The sequence below is a fragment of the Geminisphaera colitermitum TAV2 genome, from assembly GCF_000171235.2.
GTDB classification, from domain to species: Bacteria; Verrucomicrobiota; Verrucomicrobiia; order Opitutales; family Opitutaceae; genus Geminisphaera; species Geminisphaera colitermitum.
In genome coordinates, this window is record NZ_ABEA03000014.1 from 34478 (window position 1) to 49977 (window position 15500).

General features: G+C 64.5%; 12 protein-coding genes. 9 read left to right on the forward strand and 3 right to left on the reverse strand.

The window, feature by feature from the left end:
• The first annotated feature begins 19 nt into the window (after window positions 1-19).
• The 9 genes from OBACDRAFT_RS02335 (at window position 20) to OBACDRAFT_RS27810 (ending at window position 9893) form a co-directional block, all read left to right on the forward strand.
• Window positions 20-3157, forward strand: a complete 3138-nt coding sequence (locus OBACDRAFT_RS02335) for an efflux RND transporter permease subunit (protein WP_043582492.1) — start codon at window positions 20-22, stop codon at window positions 3155-3157.
• A 37-nt stretch (window positions 3158-3194) separates the two neighbouring features.
• Window positions 3195-4715, forward strand: a complete 1521-nt coding sequence (locus tag OBACDRAFT_RS02340; protein WP_081721767.1) for an efflux transporter outer membrane subunit — start codon at window positions 3195-3197, stop codon at window positions 4713-4715.
• 70 nt (window positions 4716-4785) lie between these two features.
• The gene (locus OBACDRAFT_RS02345; RefSeq protein ID WP_043582493.1) at window positions 4786-5238 is read left to right on the forward strand and encodes a hypothetical protein; all 453 of its coding nucleotides are present in this window, start codon (window positions 4786-4788) and stop codon (window positions 5236-5238) included.
• 156 nt (window positions 5239-5394) lie between these two features.
• Entirely contained in the window at window positions 5395-6219 is an 825-nt protein-coding gene (locus OBACDRAFT_RS02350) for a hypothetical protein (protein ID WP_043582494.1), read from the forward strand.
• A gap of 72 nt (window positions 6220-6291) precedes the next feature.
• Window positions 6292-6978 carry a hypothetical protein gene (locus OBACDRAFT_RS02355; RefSeq protein WP_043582495.1) on the forward strand — a complete coding sequence of 229 codons (687 nt, stop codon included), beginning with the start codon at window positions 6292-6294 and terminating at the stop codon, window positions 6976-6978.
• Between the two features lie 470 nt (window positions 6979-7448).
• Entirely contained in the window at window positions 7449-8120 is a 672-nt protein-coding gene (locus tag OBACDRAFT_RS02360; RefSeq protein ID WP_043582496.1) for a hypothetical protein, read from the forward strand.
• Window positions 8121-8137: 17 nt separating this feature from the next.
• Entirely contained in the window at window positions 8138-8836 is a 699-nt protein-coding gene (locus tag OBACDRAFT_RS02365) for a YrbL family protein (RefSeq protein ID WP_232766575.1), read from the forward strand.
• 116 nt (window positions 8837-8952) lie between these two features.
• Entirely contained in the window at window positions 8953-9591 is a 639-nt protein-coding gene (locus tag OBACDRAFT_RS02370) for a hypothetical protein (RefSeq protein ID WP_043582499.1), read from the forward strand.
• 95 nt (window positions 9592-9686) lie between these two features.
• Window positions 9687-9893, forward strand: coding sequence for a hypothetical protein (locus OBACDRAFT_RS27810; RefSeq protein ID WP_157836884.1), 207 nt, complete (start codon window positions 9687-9689; stop codon window positions 9891-9893).
• 204 nt (window positions 9894-10097) lie between these two features.
• Here the strand turns inward: OBACDRAFT_RS27810 and OBACDRAFT_RS02375 are convergent, their stop codons facing one another.
• From OBACDRAFT_RS02375 to OBACDRAFT_RS02385, 3 genes are all read right to left on the reverse strand, one after another.
• Window positions 10098-13271 (reverse strand): efflux RND transporter permease subunit, encoded by a 3174-nt coding sequence (locus tag OBACDRAFT_RS02375; protein ID WP_043582501.1) that lies wholly within the window; start codon window positions 13269-13271, stop codon window positions 10098-10100.
• Complete coding sequence (locus OBACDRAFT_RS02380) at window positions 13268-14416, reverse strand: efflux RND transporter periplasmic adaptor subunit (RefSeq protein ID WP_043582502.1); 1149 nt, start codon at window positions 14414-14416, stop codon at window positions 13268-13270. The genes OBACDRAFT_RS02375 and OBACDRAFT_RS02380 overlap by 4 nt, the downstream gene beginning before the upstream one ends.
• Before the next feature lie 20 nt (window positions 14417-14436).
• A partial coding sequence (locus tag OBACDRAFT_RS02385; protein WP_043582503.1) for an efflux transporter outer membrane subunit occupies window positions 14437-15500 on the reverse strand: 1064 nt, incomplete at its 5' end.

The window sequence follows — 15500 nt, forward strand, 5'->3', positions numbered from 1 at the left end:
TCTTCAGAACTTTTTCATCATGGCCAAATTTTTCATCGACCGCCCGGTCTTCGCCTGGGTGCTCGCCATCCTCCTTATGGGCGCGGGCCTGCTTGCCATCCGCACCCTGCCCGTTTCCCAGTATCCGAACATCGCCTCGCCCCAGGTGGAGATCACCGCGTTTTATCCCGGGGCCTCCGCCGAGACGGTGCAAAACACCGTCGCGCAGGTCATCGAACAACAGATGACCGGCATCGACCATATCCGCTATATGGAGACGCGCAGCGATTCCGACGGCCGGGTCACCATCACCATCACCTTCAACAACGAGGCTGATCCCGACATCGCCCAGGTGCAGGTGCAGAACAAGCTCCAGCTCGCCGACCCGCTGCTCCCGCAGGAAGTCCAGCAGCAGGGCGTCACCGTCAAGAAATCCGTCCGCAACTTCCTCATCGTTTATTCTTTCTACACGGAGGACGGCTCCCTCAACAAGGACGACATGGCGGACTACGTTTCCGCCAACCTCAAGGAGCCGATCAGCCGCATCAAGGGCGTGGGTGACGTGACTCTCTTCGGTTCGGAATACTCCATGCGCATCTGGCTCAACGCCGACCAGATGACCAACTACGGCATCACCGTGACCGAAATCGCGAGCTCGCTCGACGCGCAGAATGCGCAGATCTCCGCCGGCCAGTTTGGCGGCGCGCCCGCCGCCCCGGGCCAGCGTCTCAATGCCAACATCACCGTCCGCACCCGGCTCCAGAGCCCGGAGGCGTTTGCCGAAGTGCTGCTCCGCGTGAACGAGGACGGTTCCCTTCTCCGCCTCGGGGACGTGGCCCGGATCGAGCTCGGCAGCGAGATCGCCGCGATCTCCGCCTTTTACAATGGCCACGAGACCTCCGGCCTTGCCGTCAAGCCCGCCACCGGTGCCAACGCGCTGGAAACCGTCCGTCTGCTCAACGAATACATCGCCACACAGGAGCAGTTCTTCCCGCCCGGCATGAAGGTGGTCCCCGCCTACGACACCACACCTTTCGTCCGCATTTCGATCGAGGAGGTCATCAAGACGCTCATCGAGGCTATTGTCCTCGTGTTCCTCGTCATGTTTTTGTTTTTGCAGAACATCCGGGCCACGCTCATCCCCACCATCGCGGTGCCCGTCGTGCTCCTTGGCACCTTTGGCATCATGGCCGCGTGCGGCTTCACCATCAACACGCTCACCATGTTCGGCCTGGTGCTCGCCATCGGCCTGCTGGTGGACGACGCCATCGTCGTGGTCGAGAACGTCGAGCGCATCATGAGCGAGGAAGGGTTGTCGCCCCGGGAGGCCACCCGCAAATCCATGGAGCAGATCACCGGCGCCCTCGTCGGCATCGCGCTCGTGCTCGCCGCGGTGTTCCTCCCCATGGCGTTTTTCAGCGGGGCCACCGGCATCATTTACCGCCAGTTCTCCATCACCATCGCCACCGCCATGGCGCTCTCGGTTTTCGTGGCGGTCACGCTGACCCCGGCGCTCTGCGCGACGATGCTCAAGCCCATCCCCAAGGGGCACCACGAGGAGAAACGCGGCTTCTTTGGCTGGTTCAACCGCATGTTCAACCGCAGCACCGCGCTCTACGCTGGCGGTGTTCGCCGCACCATCCGGGGTTGGGGCCGTTCGCTCCTCGTCTATGCCGGCATCATCGCGGTCATGGTCTGGATTTTCGGCAAGCTGCCCACCGGCTTCCTCCCGGAAGAGGACCAGGGCGTGCTCCTGCTCCAGATTCAGCTCCCTGCCGGCTCCACCCAGGAGCAAACCGTGGCGGTGTCGGAAAAGGTGCGGGACTACTTCCTGACCCAGGAAAAAGAGGCCGTGGAATCGGTGATGAACGTGGCCGGAGTCAGCTTCGGCGGACGCGGCCAGAACGCCGGCCTCGGCTTCGTCAAGCTCAGGGACTGGGAAGAGCGTCCGGGCAAGGAACTGCGGGCCAACGCCATCGCCGGCCGGGCTATGGCGCATTTCTCATCCATCAAGGAGGCGCTCATCTTCGCCTTCCCTCCGCCCGCCATCATCGAACTCGGCACCGCCAACGGTTTCGAGTTTCAACTGATCGACCGTTCCAATCAGGGGCACGAAGCGCTCATGGAGGCCCGCGGACAACTGCTGAAGCTGGCGGGCGAGGACCCCGTCCTGTCCAACGTCCGCCCCTTCGGCTTTGACGACGTGCCCGAATACCGGCTCCACATCGACGAGGGGAAGGCCGCCTCTTTCGGCCTCTCGCTCGGCCTGATCAACCAGACGCTCGCCGCCGGCTGGGGTTCCACCTACGTCAACGACTTCAACCACCGCGGGCGCGTCAAGAAAGTTTACCTTCAGGCGGACGTCCCGTTCCGCATGCTGCCCGAGGATTTTGAACGCTGGCACGTGCCCTCCGCCAGCGGCGACCCGGTCCCGGTGAGCGCCTTCACCTCGGGAGAGTGGAGCTTCGGCTCCCCGCTTCTGGAGCGCTTCAACGGCCTGCCCTCCATCGCCATTCAGGGCGAGGCTGCGCCGGGAAAAAGCTCTGGCGACGCCATGAACGTCATGGAACGCCTCATGGAAAAGCTGCCCGAAGGTTTTTCCCATGCGTGGACAGCGCTCTCCTACGAGGAAAAACTCTCCGGCGCGCAGGCCCCCGCGCTCTACGCCATCTCGCTCGCCATCGTCTTCCTCTGCCTGGCGGCGCTCTACGAAAGCTGGACGGTGCCCATTTCCGTCATGCTCGTCGTTCCGCTCGGTGTGATCGGCGCGGTAATGGCCGTCTGGCTGCGAGGGATCAACAACGACGTATATTTCCAAGTCGGCCTGATCACGACCATCGGACTCTCCGCGAAAAACGCCATCCTCATCGTCGAGTTCGCCAAGGCCGCCTACGATCAGGGTACGGACCTGATCGAGGCGACCATCCAGGCTGCCAGGCAGCGTCTGCGGCCCATCCTCATGACCTCGCTCGCCTTCGGCTTCGGCGTGCTCCCGCTGGCTATCGCCAGCGGCGCAGGATCAGGTTCGCAAAACGCCATCGGCACCAGCGTGCTCGGCGGCGTTATCGCAGCCACCTTTCTGGCTATCTTCCTCATCCCGGTGTTCTACGTGACCGTCACCTGGCTCTTTCAAGGACGAAAAAAGCAAAAGCCTGAAGGACTGAAGGCTGAAGGCTGAAAAACAAACACGTATCACGCATCCGACTACACAAACCATGTCTGCCAAACTTTCAGCCTTCAGTCTTTGCTCCTTGCAGCCGGCCCTCCGGGCCATCGCCTCCGGCGATGCCATCTCCGCCCTTCGGGCTCCGTCAGCCTTCCGCCTTTTGACAGCGGTCTTCGCCGCCGCCCTCGCTGGCTGCACGCTCGCGCCCGACTACGAGCGCCCCGCCGCGCCCGTCGCCGACGCCTGGCCCACCGCCACCTCCGCGAACACGACTACCACGCACGCCGCCGACATCCCCTGGGCCGACTTCTTCGGCGACCCGCGCCTGCGCGCCCTCATCCAGACCGGCCTCGACCACAACCGCGACCTGCGCACCGCCCTCCTCCGCGCCGAACAAACTCGCGCCCAATACCGGATACAGGCCTCGTACCTGTGGCCCACGATTGGTGGCGACGCCGGCATGGTCCGCGCCCGAACGCCTGCCGACCTCTCCGCCACCGGCCAGTCCGTCACGGCCAGCCAATATAGCGTGGGCGGCACGCTCGCCGCCTACGAAGTCGATCTTTTCGGTCGTATCCGCAGCCTCAAGACAAGCGCCCTCGAAACATGGCTCGCCACCGGGGAGGCCCGCCGCGCCGCGCAACTCTCCTTCGTCTCCACGCTCGCCACCCAGTACCTCGTCGAGCGCTCCGCCGCCGAGCAGCTTGCCCTCGGACGCCAGACTCTCGCCCTCGTCGAGGACTCGCACCGGCTCATCAAGCACCGCTACGACAACGGCGTGGCCACCGAACTCGACCTGCGCACCGCCGAGGGGCAGGTGGCCGCGGCGCGCGCCACCGTGGCCGAATACACCCGGCTGCTTGAACAGGCGGGCAACAGCCTCGCCTATCTTATCGGCGCACCGCTGCCCGACGATCTGCCGCCGCCGCTTCCATTGACCGGACAAAATCTCATCGCCGATCTCCCTGCGGGCCTGCCCGCCGACCTCCTCCAGCGCCGGCCCGACATCCTGCAAGCCGAGCATACGCTCCGCGCCGCCAACGCCAGCATCGGCGCCGCCCGCGCCGCCTTTTTTCCGCAAATCACGCTCACCGCCTTTGGCGGCACTCGCAGCGCCGACCTCGACGGCCTCTTCAAGAGCGGCTCCGGTGCCTGGAGCTTCGCCCCGCAGATCACGCTCCCGATCTTCACCGGCGGACGCAACCGCGCCACCCTCGACGTCGCGCAAATCCAGAAACGCATCGAGATTGCCGCCTACGAAAAAGCCATTCAGGCGGCCTTCCGCGAGGTGGCCGACGGCCTCGCCGCCCGCGCCTCCTACGACGAACAACTCGCCGCCCAGCAGGCCCAGGTCGCCGCCGAGCAAGGCCGCTACAACCTCTCCGATCTGCGCTACAAAAACGGCGTCGCCGACTACCTCACCGTGCTCACCGCCCAGCAGGATCTCTTCGCCGCGCAGCAAAATCTGATCCGCTCCCGCTCGCTGCACCTCATCAGCCTTGTGGACCTCTACCGCGCCCTCGGCGGCGGATGGCAGGAAAAGCCTGAAAGTCTGAAAGCTGAAGGCTGAAACCAAACCACGAATACAAGTATGCCGCATCCTCCCACTTTCAGCCTTCAGCCCTTCAGCCTTTCCCATAATGACCACCCATAACCAGATCGATCCGTTCCATATTCTGCGTGAGGCGCAGGCCCGGTCCGCGCAGGAACAGCAACTGCTCTCGGGCCGCGACTGGCTGAGCGTCACCGCCCTCGTCCAGTTCCTCACCGCGCTCTATCCCCTCTACCTGTGGGTGTCTTTCGACCTGCTCGGCTACCGCCTGGCCAGCACCGATCCCCTCGTGTCGATTCTCCGCCTCACCGCCCTGGTCACCTTCGGCATCGGGTTCGTGTTCCTGCTGCTGTCATGGTGGGCCAAATACGCGCCCTTTCGCGCCGCGACCCTCGCCCTCGTGTTCTACACCGCGCTCAACGTCTTTTTCGCCCTGACGCGCCCGCAGCACTTCATGGACGGCATCGCGTCGCGCATGTTCGTGTTCCTCGGCCTCATCATGGCCGTTCGCACCGGCTTCCACCGGCACCGGGCAAAGTGAGGACAACCCCAATCCGACAAACTAACCGCGAATGAACGCGAATAAAACACACCAAAGCCCTCTTCAAATAATCATGTGTTTCATCAGTTTTTCTGAATTCGCGTCTATTCGCGTTCATTCGCGGTTAAAAAAGAATGAAGTCCCCGTAATTTTTCCATGAATACGCCTGTCCTCCTCCGTCCCGACCCTGTCCACGCCGTGCCCGACGCCGGTCCCTATCACCGCGGTGGCTGGCTGGTGGCGCTCGCCTCGCTTTTCCTGACCCTGGCCGCGCTTGCCACCGGCTCTCTTGTCAGCAACCGGCACCCGGCCTTCGTCTGGATTCCGGTTCTGATCCTGGGTGTGCCCGCCGCCTGGGGCTGGTGGTGCGTGTGGCAGGCGTGGCGAAACAAGGACCCGTTGCCCCGCTCGCATTCGCTCCTCGCGGGCACGCTTGGCTTCGACCTGCGCTGCACGAGTTGCGGCGTCGCCGCCACGACGTTTTTCCTGCATGACAAGGCCCCCGCCGGCGGCGTGACGCGCCTGCTTTTATTTCTGGAAAACTACGCCTCGCGCCAGCGCATCGCCGAGGTGCGCATCCTGCGTCACCCCGGCCTCGGCCTGCCCGAGAAGAAAAAACTCCTGCTCCATCTCTCCCCCGGCCAGGCCGCGGTCTATGAAATCCCCCTGCGGGTTGCCGCCGACCTCGCGCCCGGCTTGCATTCCCTGCCCGTCATCATCCAGGTGAGCCGCCCCAACGGTCGCGGCGTCCGCCTCCCCGGCTCGCGACGCCATCTCTACGACATCCATCGCTTCCGTTACGCGGCGCCCTTTGAGGTGACGCCTGCGTCCGCGCCTCCCGACCCGGCCTCCCCTGGTCCCCTGCCGCTGCCGGCCTTTCGCACTCTCGCCTCGGTGACGGACGCCGAGCCCCGCCTCGATATTCTCCAGCAGATCATCAGCGACGCCGGCCCCCGGCCCGACGCCGCAAGCCTTGGTTGACGCGGCGAGCCCGCCGGCCAGCCGCCTTTTTCTCTCTGTCAGCACACCCAACCATAAAACCAAAAACAAACCATGAACCACAACAGTCCTCCCTGGCTTCCCAAAGCCGAACTCGAATTTGTCCGCTGGACGCAAAACTTCGTCACCCGCCTGACCGTCACCGCCCCGACCTATGGCATCACGCCGGCCGAGGTTTCGCTGGTCACGCAACGGCATGCGGCGCATCAGGCGCTGCTGACACAATCCGAAAGCCTGTCGGCCTGGTCCAAAACTCTGACCGCCGCGCGCCGCCAGTTGGTGGACGGGGTGGAGGGGGGCGAGGTGCTCCTGCCGGACCGCCCCTCTTCGGAGGAGATGACGCTGAGCACCGGGCTGCGCAAGCAGATCATCCGGCTGGCCGCGCAGATCAAGAAGAGCACCTTCTACTCCCCCGCCGCGGGCAAGGAGCTGGGCATCGAGGCCGAGTCCCGGACACCGATCGACTGGAGCAAGCAGCGGCCCGAATTGCGGTTCGAGATCGTCGGCGGGGTGCTGGTGCGCCTCCACTGGAAAAAGGGCCCCGCCGAAGGCATCCGGCTGGAGGTCAATCGCGGCGCCGGCTGGGGGCCTTTGGCCGACGACACGCGTTCTCCCTACGATGACCCGGCGATCCTGCCCGAGACCGCCACGGTATGGCGTTACCGCGGCACTTACCTCTACAAGGATCAGCAGGTGGGCAACCTCAGCCTCGAACTCGCTGTCCCCGTGCAAAGCGCATAAACACTCCGGTTCCCCGGAGCCTGGGAAGCATTCCCCGGCGTTGCGGGGAACTCCCCTGGTTGTCCGTGGAAGTCGCAGGATTCTGGAAGAGCGCCGCGAACAATTGGGGGAGTTTCCCGCAACGCCGGAGGATCTCCTCCAACGGCTCAAGGGACTCCCTTGGTTGTCCGCGAAACGATCCACGAGGGATTGAGGGAATGCCGCGAACGATTGGGGGAGTTCCTCGAATCCTTGGGGGACCTCCCCCGGCTCTGGGTGGAACTCCTTTAGCCGTTGGTGGACTTCTTCCAACGCTTGGAGGAGTCCCGCCAACCCTTCGGAGAACTTCCCTGACGGCTCGGAGACTCTAATCTGTTTTTTGGGGAGTTCCCCTAAACGTTGGAGGATATCCTCCGATTCTTGGTGGAACTCCTCCAAGGGCAGGAGGAATCTCACCCGGGCTTCGGGGAACTCGCAAAAAATTATCCATTATGACACTCGAATCAAAAACCATTCTCCGGGACGAGGCGGGGGTGATCGCCCGTTTCATGATCTACAACTTCATTATTCTCGGTGTGGCGGGAATCATGACGGTGGATGCAAACAGCGGTCCCGGGAGTTTTTTGGAAACATCGTGGGTGGAAATCACCCAGCTTGCCGTGCTCCTGACGGCATCCGTTCTGTGCCTGTTCATCCGTCGCCACCCGGCGGGCCATCCCCATGCCGCGCTGCTGCTCTTCGGGTTCCTGGGCGCGTCGTTCATCCGCGAATGTGATGCGTTCCTGGATACGTATGTCTTCGATGGCTGCTGGCAGTTGCTGGTGATATTGCTCGTGGGCGGGGTTCTCTGGCTCACATGGAAAAACCGGCTGGATTTCATCATCGAGATGAAAACCTACCTGCGCTCCCTGGCCTGCGGGTTGTTCATGAGCGGATTCCTGACCACCTATGTCTTCTCGCGGCTGTTTGGCCGGCAGCATTTCTGGCAGGCGGTCATGGGCGAGGGGTACATCCGGGTCGTGAAGACCGCCGTCGAGGAGTGCACCGAACTCCTTGGCTACGCATTCCTGTTGTTCTCGGTGATCGAACTGGCGATCATGGCCCGAAACCGTCACAAACAGAAAGGAAGGCCGCAGGGAGCCCCGGATGCCGCCCGGGGATGACCGACGACAGGCGACGTATGGATGCAGTCATTTTAACGGAGAAAACCCTGCAGTTAAAGGGACGGACGCCTTTGAACGGAGGCGGGAACCGGCTTGTCTTTGCGCATCCCGACGATCCCTCTCTCGTGATCAAAGTGATCCGGCCCGATGCCCGGTTCGAAAACCAAAAAAATCCACCTTGGCGCAAACGGTTTTTCCGGCGCTTCAAACACTACAATGCCTTTGTGCGCGAGGTGGGCGAACACATCGCCGCCCACGTGAAGAACGATGCGCCGCCCCCTTTCCTCCAGCGATTTTGCGGCTTCGTGGAAACGGATTTCGGCCTGGGGTCCGTCACCAAAGCCGAGCGCGAGCACGACGGCAACTATGCGCCCACGCTGGTGGAGATCATCAAGCGAGGGGACTTCACCGAGTCGGTGCGCTCCGACTTGCGCGACTTCATCCGGCAATTTCTTGAGCACGACGTCATCGCGGGAGATTTTCATGCGGGCAACATCGTCCATGCCTGGGATGAGACCCACGGCTCGCACTTCGTCATCATCGACGGGCTGGGAGAGAAAAACGTCATCCCCCTGTGCAGTCTGTTTCCCTGGATCAACCGGCACTACAAGCTGAGAAAAATCAGGCGGATGAAGGCGGAGATCGATCTGCTGGTGAAAACGTTTGCTCGGACGGCGCGCGCTCCCGACGGTTCGGAAAGGAATTTTCAATTATGACACTCGAATCAAGGATGCCTCATTCCCCATCTCGATCCACTGTTGCCGGGCGGGCCGGTGACGCGCCGGCACGGTCCTCCTGTTTTTACGGGTGCTGCGGGGCGGTCGGCCTCGTCGTGCTCCTGACCGTGGCAGGCTTGCTCTTCATGGGGAGGCCGGGGGCTGCCGGGCTGCTCAAGGAGAACGGGCCCATCGAAATGATGTCCGCGGCGGGATACGTTGTGGCCGTGGTTTTCTTCCTGATAAAATTTCGCCGGAGCGCGACAGCCCTGTGGTATTTCCCGCTGCTCATGCTCGCCATGGGCCTGCGGGAACTGGATTTTCATGTTCGCTTCACGACGATCAACATGACCAAGGCCCGGTATTTTTTTACCGAGGGCGTGCCGCCGGGGGAAAAGGCCGTGGTGGCGGCGGTGCTGCTGGTGCTGGCATGCGCGGGCGTGACGATGCTCGTGAAGGAGGGCCGGGCATTCTGGACCAGCTTGAAACAACGTCAGCCGGCGGGAGTGGGCGTGTCGCTGGCGATCATGCTGGGGGTCTGTTCCCTGGTCCTGGATGCGTTGCCCCGCAAGCTGCTGAAGTGGGGGATTACCGTGTCCGATTTCCCTTCGTTTGCCATCAGCGTGCTGGAGGAAGTGGTGGAACTGGGCATCCCCTTGATGCTGCTGGTGACTATCGCCTTCGTGAGGGCTCCGATCCCCAAAACAGCCGTGGACCAAGCAGGGGACTCCCAAGGTCAATGTGTTCCCCGTTGATCGTTGTGCGTAGCTTGCCGGGTGTCATGGGTGCGATTCAAACCGATGTCAGCGTCTGGAAGGGCGTCGCTTGCGACGCCCGCGCGCGCCATTCGATGCCACGTCCTGCATACGCGGGCTTCGCAAGCGAAGCCCCTACGCGTGGCGCGGGCGTCTCGCCCGCTTCGGAACAGAATGCGGGCGGGACGCCCGCGCCACTTTGCCATCAGCACGATGCCGGCAGGATGCCGGCGCTCCCAGGCGCTATCGCGCCAGATCCAACCTTTTCCGCCTGTCCCTCCCCCCCCCCCCCCCCTCGCTAAACAGTTACCCGAGGCCTCCGCCGTGCGTGGTGTGAGAATCCGAAATTCGTAGGTAGATGGAGCGTGCTTTCGGAGGCCTCGGACGGAGCGCAGCAGCGCGGAGATGGCATCGCCAAAGGCGATGGCCCGAAGGGCTGCCCTCGGCAGAGGGCACAAAGGCCTCCCTACCGTTAAGACGACGGCTACATCTCAACTTAAAACGCTCTAGGGGGCCGCGTCGCAGCCGGGGCGGGTGGAGTCGGCAGGTTTTTGGGCGGCGAGGCGGGTGACAAGGCGGTCGAAATAGAGATAAACAACGGGAGTGGTGAAGAGGGTGAGGAGCTGGCTGAGGGCGAGGCCGCCGACGACGGCATAGCCGAGGGGCTGGCGGAGTTCGGAGCCGTCACCGTGGCCGAGGGCAAGGGGGATGCCGCCAAGCATGGCGGCGAGCGTGGTCATGAGGATGGGTCGAAAGCGTTTGAGGGCGGCTTCGTAAATGGCCTCGGTCGCAGGCAGGTGGCGCGTTCGCTCGGCGTCGATGGCGAAGTCGATCATCATAATGGCATTCTTTTTCACGATGCCGATGAGGAGTAGTATGCCGATGATGGCGATGACACCAATGTCGTGTCCGAAGGCCCAGAGGGTGAGGAGCGCGCCGAGTCCGGCGGAGGGGAGGGTGGAGAGGATCGTGAGTGGATGGATGAAACTTTCGTAGAGCATGCCGAGGATGATGTAAATGGCGACAATGGCGGCGGCGATGAGCCAGGGTTGCGAGCGGAGCGAGGTTTGGAAGGCTTGCGCGGTGCCTTGGAAACTGCCGGTGAGGGTGGCGGGCGTGCCCATCTCGGCGTTGGCGCGTTCGATGGCGGCAACGGCGTCGCCAAGGGCGACGTCGGGCGCGAGGTTGAAGGAGAGGGTGACGGCGGGGTATTGGCCGAGGTGATTGATCGAGAGGGGTTTTGTGGCGTTGCGGTTGAAGGTGACGAGGGCGGAGAGGGGGACCTGGCCTCCGGTGAGGGGGGAGCGGATGAAGAGTTTGTCGAAGGTGGCGGGGTCGGCCTGCAATTCGGGGGGGACTTCGATGATGACTTTGTACTGGCTGACCTGGGTGTAGAATTGGGTGATCTGACGCTGACCAAAGGCGTTGTAGAGGGCGGCGTTGATGGCCTGGGCGGGGATGCCGAAACGGGAGGCGGCCTGGCGGTCGATTTCGAGATTGAGGGCGGGGGCGGTGGATTGCTGGTCGGTGGTGACGTCGCGGAGTTGGGGGAGTTTTTCGAGGCGTTCGAGGATGCGGGGAGCCCAGGTGTTGAGTTCGTCGATGTCGGCGTCGCGGAGGGTGTATTGGAACTGGGTCTTGCTGGAGATGCCGCCGACGTTGAGGTCTTGCTGGGCCTGGAAAAACATCGTGAGGCCGGGGATGCCGTCGGTGGCGCGGCGGAGGCGGGCGATGACGGCGGTGGCGGAGTCGCGCTGGTCGCGGTCCTTGAGGGTGATCCAGTACCGGCTTGTATTGGAACCGCCACTACTGCGTCCGCCGCTGCCGATGCGGTTTTGGAAGGCGAGGACGGCGGGGTCGGCCTTGATGATCTCGCCGATGCGCAGGGCGTGTTCGCTCATGGCGGCAAAGGAGATGTCGGGCGCGGCTTCGGCGGTGGCGTTGATGAAGCCGGTGTCCTGCTGGGGGAAAAAGCCCTTGGGCATTTTGATGAAGACGAAGACGGTGAGGCCGATGGTGAGGAAGAGGGAAAAGAGGGTGGCGCGCTGGTGGCGGAGGACGAAGCGGAGGGCGCGGGCGTAAGAGCGTTCGATGGCGGTGAAGAAGGTTTCCAGCACGCGGTCGAGGCGGGCGCGGAGGGAGAGCCGGGTTGTGGTTCCTGGGGCGGGGGCGGGCGGTGTGTGATGCTGGCGGAGGAAGCGCGAGCACATCATGGGGACGAAGGTGAGGGAGACGAAGCCGGAGACGAGGACGGTGGCGGTGACGGTGACGGCGAATTCGCGGAAGAGGCGTCCGACGATGCCGCCCATCAGTAGTACGGGGATGAATACGGCAACGAGCGAGATGCTGATGGAGAGGATCGTGAAGCCGATCTCCCCGGCGCCTTTGAGCGCGGCTTGCATGGGAGGCATGCCGTCCTCGATGTGGCGGTAGATGTTTTCGAGCATGACGATGGCGTCGTCGATGACGAAGCCGACGGAGATGGTGAGCGCCATGAGGGAGAGGTTGTTGAGGCTGAAGCCGAGGGCGTGCATGATGGCGAAGGTGGCCACGATGGAGATGGGGACGACGGCGCTGGAGATGAGGGTGGCGCGGATGTTGCGCAGGAAAATGAACACGACGCCGGTGACGAGGGCCATGGTGAGCACGAGGTGAAACTCGACTTCCTGGACGGAGGCGCGGATGGTGCGCATGCGGTCGCTGAGGACGTCGATCGTGATGGCGGGGGGCATGGCGGCCTGGAGTTCAGGGATGAGGTCGCGGATGCGCTGGACGGTTTCAATGACGTTGGCGTCGGCTTGCTTGCGGATGATGATGCCGACGCCGCGCTGGTTGTTGACAAGGGCGGCGGAGCGGAGGTTTTCGGGGCCGGCGACGGCGTGGCCAACGTCGCGCACGCGGACGGGGGCGCCGTTGCGGTAGGCGAGGATGAGGTCGTTGTAGGGGGCGGCGTCGAGGAGTTGGTCGTTGGCGTAGATGGCGAAGCTCTGGCGGGGGCCGTCGATGCTGCCTTTGGGGGTGTTGATGGTGGCGGAGGCGATGACGCCGCGAACGTCGTCGAGGCTGAGGCCGAGGGAGGCGAGCTTGACGGGATCGACTTGGACGCGGACGGCGGGTTTTTGTTCGCCCATGATGTCCACTTGGGCGACGCCGCGGAGTTGGGAGAGTTGCTGGGCGACGACGTTGGCGGCGTAGTCGCTGACTTGGGTGAGGGGGAGGACTTCCGACACGACGCTGAGGAGCATGATGGGGGAGTCGGAGGGGTTGACTTTGCGGTAGGTGGGGGGGCTGGGGAGTTCGGTAGGGAGTTGTCCGCCGGCGGCGTTGATGGCGGACTGGACTTCCTGCGCGGCGGCGTCGATGTCGATATCGAGGTCGAACTGGATGGTGATGGAGACGCCGCCGAGGGAACTGGTGGATGAGAGTTGGGTGATGCCGGGAATGAGGGCGAGTTGGTTTTCGAGGGGCGTGGCGACGGACGAGGCCATGGTCTCGGGGCTGGCACCGGGGAGGCTGGCGGAGACTTGGATGGTGGGAAATTCGACTTGGGGGAGCGGCGCGACGGGGAGCAGGGGGAAGGCGACGATGCCGATGAGGAAGATGCCGATGGTGAGGAGCGCGGTGGCGACGGGGCGCTTGATGAAGGGGGTCGAGATGCTGAGTTGGGTGGCGGGTGTCATTGGGCGGCCTCCGGTTTGTTTTCAACGACGGCGATGCGGGAGCCGGGTTTGAGTTTGTTGTGGCCGTCGAGGATGACGCGGTCGCCGGGGGCGAGGCCGTCGTCGATGATGGTAAAACCGTCCACGGTGGGGCCGGGGCGGATGGGGCGGGGGGTGACGGTGTCGTCGGGGTTGACGAGGTAAACGTAGGGTCCGTCGAGGCCGGGTTGCACGGCGGGGGAGGGGAGAACGGTGGCGGCGCGGCGGGTGTCAACAAGGATGCGCGCGGAGACAAACTGGCCGGGCCAGAGGGCGAGGTCGTCGTTGGGGAAGGTGGCTTTGAGGCGGAGGGTGCCGGTGGAGGTGTCGATCTGGTTGTCGATGAGTTCGAGGCGTCCGGCGGCGAGGCGGGTGGCGTCGTCGGCAATGGCTTCGGCGGGGAGCGGGGTGGCTCCGGGTTGCATGTGGGGGCGGAGCGCGGGGAGGGTGGTCTGGGGGAGGGTGAAGAGGATGGAAACGGGTTGTAGTTGGGTAATGACTACAAGGCCGGCGCCCTGGCTGGCGGTGACGATGTTGCCGGCGTCGAGGAGGCGGACGCCGGTGCGTCCGGTGATGGGGGCGCGGATGGTGGTGAAGTCGAGGTCGAGCTGGGCGGCTTCGAGCGCGGCCTGGTCGGCCTGGACGAGGGCGGCGAGTTGGGCGACGGCGGCTTCCTGCTGTTCGAGGAGGCGGCGGCTTTCGGCTTCGCTTTCGACGAGGGTGCGGATGCGGGCGAGGTCGAGGCGGGCGCTGGCAAGGAGGGCTTCGTTTTGGGTTTTGCGGGCGCGGGCTTGTTCGAGGGTGGCGCGGTAGGGGCGGGGATCGATTTGCGCGAGGATGTCGCCGGCGGTGACGGTCTGGCCTTCGGTGAAGTTGACCTGGTCGAGCGAGCCGCTGACGCGGGGACGGACGGTGACGGTGTTGGAGGCTTGCACGGTGCCGATGCCGGTGAGCCAGATGGGAACGTCGCGCCGGGTGGCGGTGGCGAGGTGGACGGGGATGGCGGTGGCGGCGCCGGGTCTGGAGTTTGGGGTTGTTGGGGATTTGGGGTTGGCGGTGACGTGCCAGGCGATGATCGCGGCGAGGGCGAGGAGGATGAGGAGGACGAGGAGCCGGCGTGGTTTCATTGGTGAAAGGGAGTCAGGAATCAGGAGTCGGGGGGGGGGGGGGGGGAGGGGGTGTGGTCCCAGCCGCCTCCGAGGGCTTTGATGAGGAGGACGCTGGAGATGAGTTGCCGGCCGCGGACTTGGACGGCGAGGCGTTCGTTGGCGATGGCGGTGCGCTCGGAATCGGTGACGTCGAGGTAGCCGATCTGGCCGGCGCGGTAGCGTTCGAGAACGAGGTCGGCGGCGCGGCGCGAGGAGACGACGGCACGGTCAAGGATGGCGCTGCGTTCGGCGAGGCGGCGGAGGTCGGAGAGGGTGGTCTCGACTTCCTGAAAGGCGGTGAGGACGTTCTGGCGGTAGTTGGCGAGGGCTTCGTCGTAGGCGGCCTGGGCGCGGCGGTAGTTGGCGGTGTTGCGCCCGCCTTGGAACAGGGGGAGTGTAATGCCGGGGCCGATACTCCATTCGCGGCTGCTCCAGTCGAGGAGCGTGCCGGTGGTGTTGCTGGCGTAGCCGGCGGAGCCGAAGAGGGTGATGGCGGGGAAGAAGGCGGCCTTGGCGACGCCGATTTGCGCGCTGGCGGAGGCGAGGGTGCGCTCGGCGGTGGCGATGTCGGGGCGGCGTTCGAGGAGTTCGGAGGGGAGGCCGAGGGGGATGGCGGGGGGGGGGGGGAGGGGCGGGGCGAGGAGGGGGGAGGGGGGGGGGAGGTCGAATGTCTCGGGGAGTTGTCCGCAGAGGACGGCGAGGGCGTGGCGGAGGGCGGCGCGGTTTTGGTCGATTTCGACGAGGCTGCTTTCAGCGGTGGCGAGTTCGGTTTCGGCGAGGCTGGTGTCGAGGCGTCCGGTGGCGCCGAGGGCGTAGCGCCGGCTGACGATTTCGAGGGAGCGGCGGCGGCTTTGGACGTTGCGGGCAACGAGGTCGCGTTCGGCGTCGAGGGCGCGGAGGGAGAACCAGGTGCGGGCGACGTCGGCTTGCACGCCGAGGAGGATGTTGTGATAGGCGGCGTCGCCGGCGTCGGCGAGGGCAAGGGCGCTTTCGCTGATGCGGCGGGCGCGGCCCCAGAGGTCGATTTCGTAGTTGAGGTCGAGGGGGAGGGTGAAGGTGTTGT

Coding starts and splice junctions, on each gene's coding strand:
- OBACDRAFT_RS02335 (WP_043582492.1), top strand. CDS start 20: ATGGCCAAATTTTTCATCGACCGCCCGGTCTTCGCCTGGGTGCTCGCC.
- OBACDRAFT_RS02340 (WP_081721767.1), top strand. CDS start 3,195: ATGTCTGCCAAACTTTCAGCCTTCAGTCTTTGCTCCTTGCAGCCGGCC.
- OBACDRAFT_RS02345 (WP_043582493.1), top strand. CDS start 4,786: ATGACCACCCATAACCAGATCGATCCGTTCCATATTCTGCGTGAGGCG.
- OBACDRAFT_RS02350 (WP_043582494.1), top strand. CDS start 5,395: ATGAATACGCCTGTCCTCCTCCGTCCCGACCCTGTCCACGCCGTGCCC.
- OBACDRAFT_RS02355 (WP_043582495.1), top strand. CDS start 6,292: ATGAACCACAACAGTCCTCCCTGGCTTCCCAAAGCCGAACTCGAATTT.
- OBACDRAFT_RS02360 (WP_043582496.1), top strand. CDS start 7,449: ATGACACTCGAATCAAAAACCATTCTCCGGGACGAGGCGGGGGTGATC.
- OBACDRAFT_RS02365 (WP_232766575.1), top strand. CDS start 8,138: ATGGATGCAGTCATTTTAACGGAGAAAACCCTGCAGTTAAAGGGACGG.
- OBACDRAFT_RS27810 (WP_157836884.1), top strand. CDS start 9,687: ATGCCACGTCCTGCATACGCGGGCTTCGCAAGCGAAGCCCCTACGCGT.
- OBACDRAFT_RS02375 (WP_043582501.1), bottom strand. CDS start 13,271: ATGACACCCGCCACCCAACTCAGCATCTCGACCCCCTTCATCAAGCGC.
- OBACDRAFT_RS02380 (WP_043582502.1), bottom strand. CDS start 14,416: ATGAAACCACGCCGGCTCCTCGTCCTCCTCATCCTCCTCGCCCTCGCC.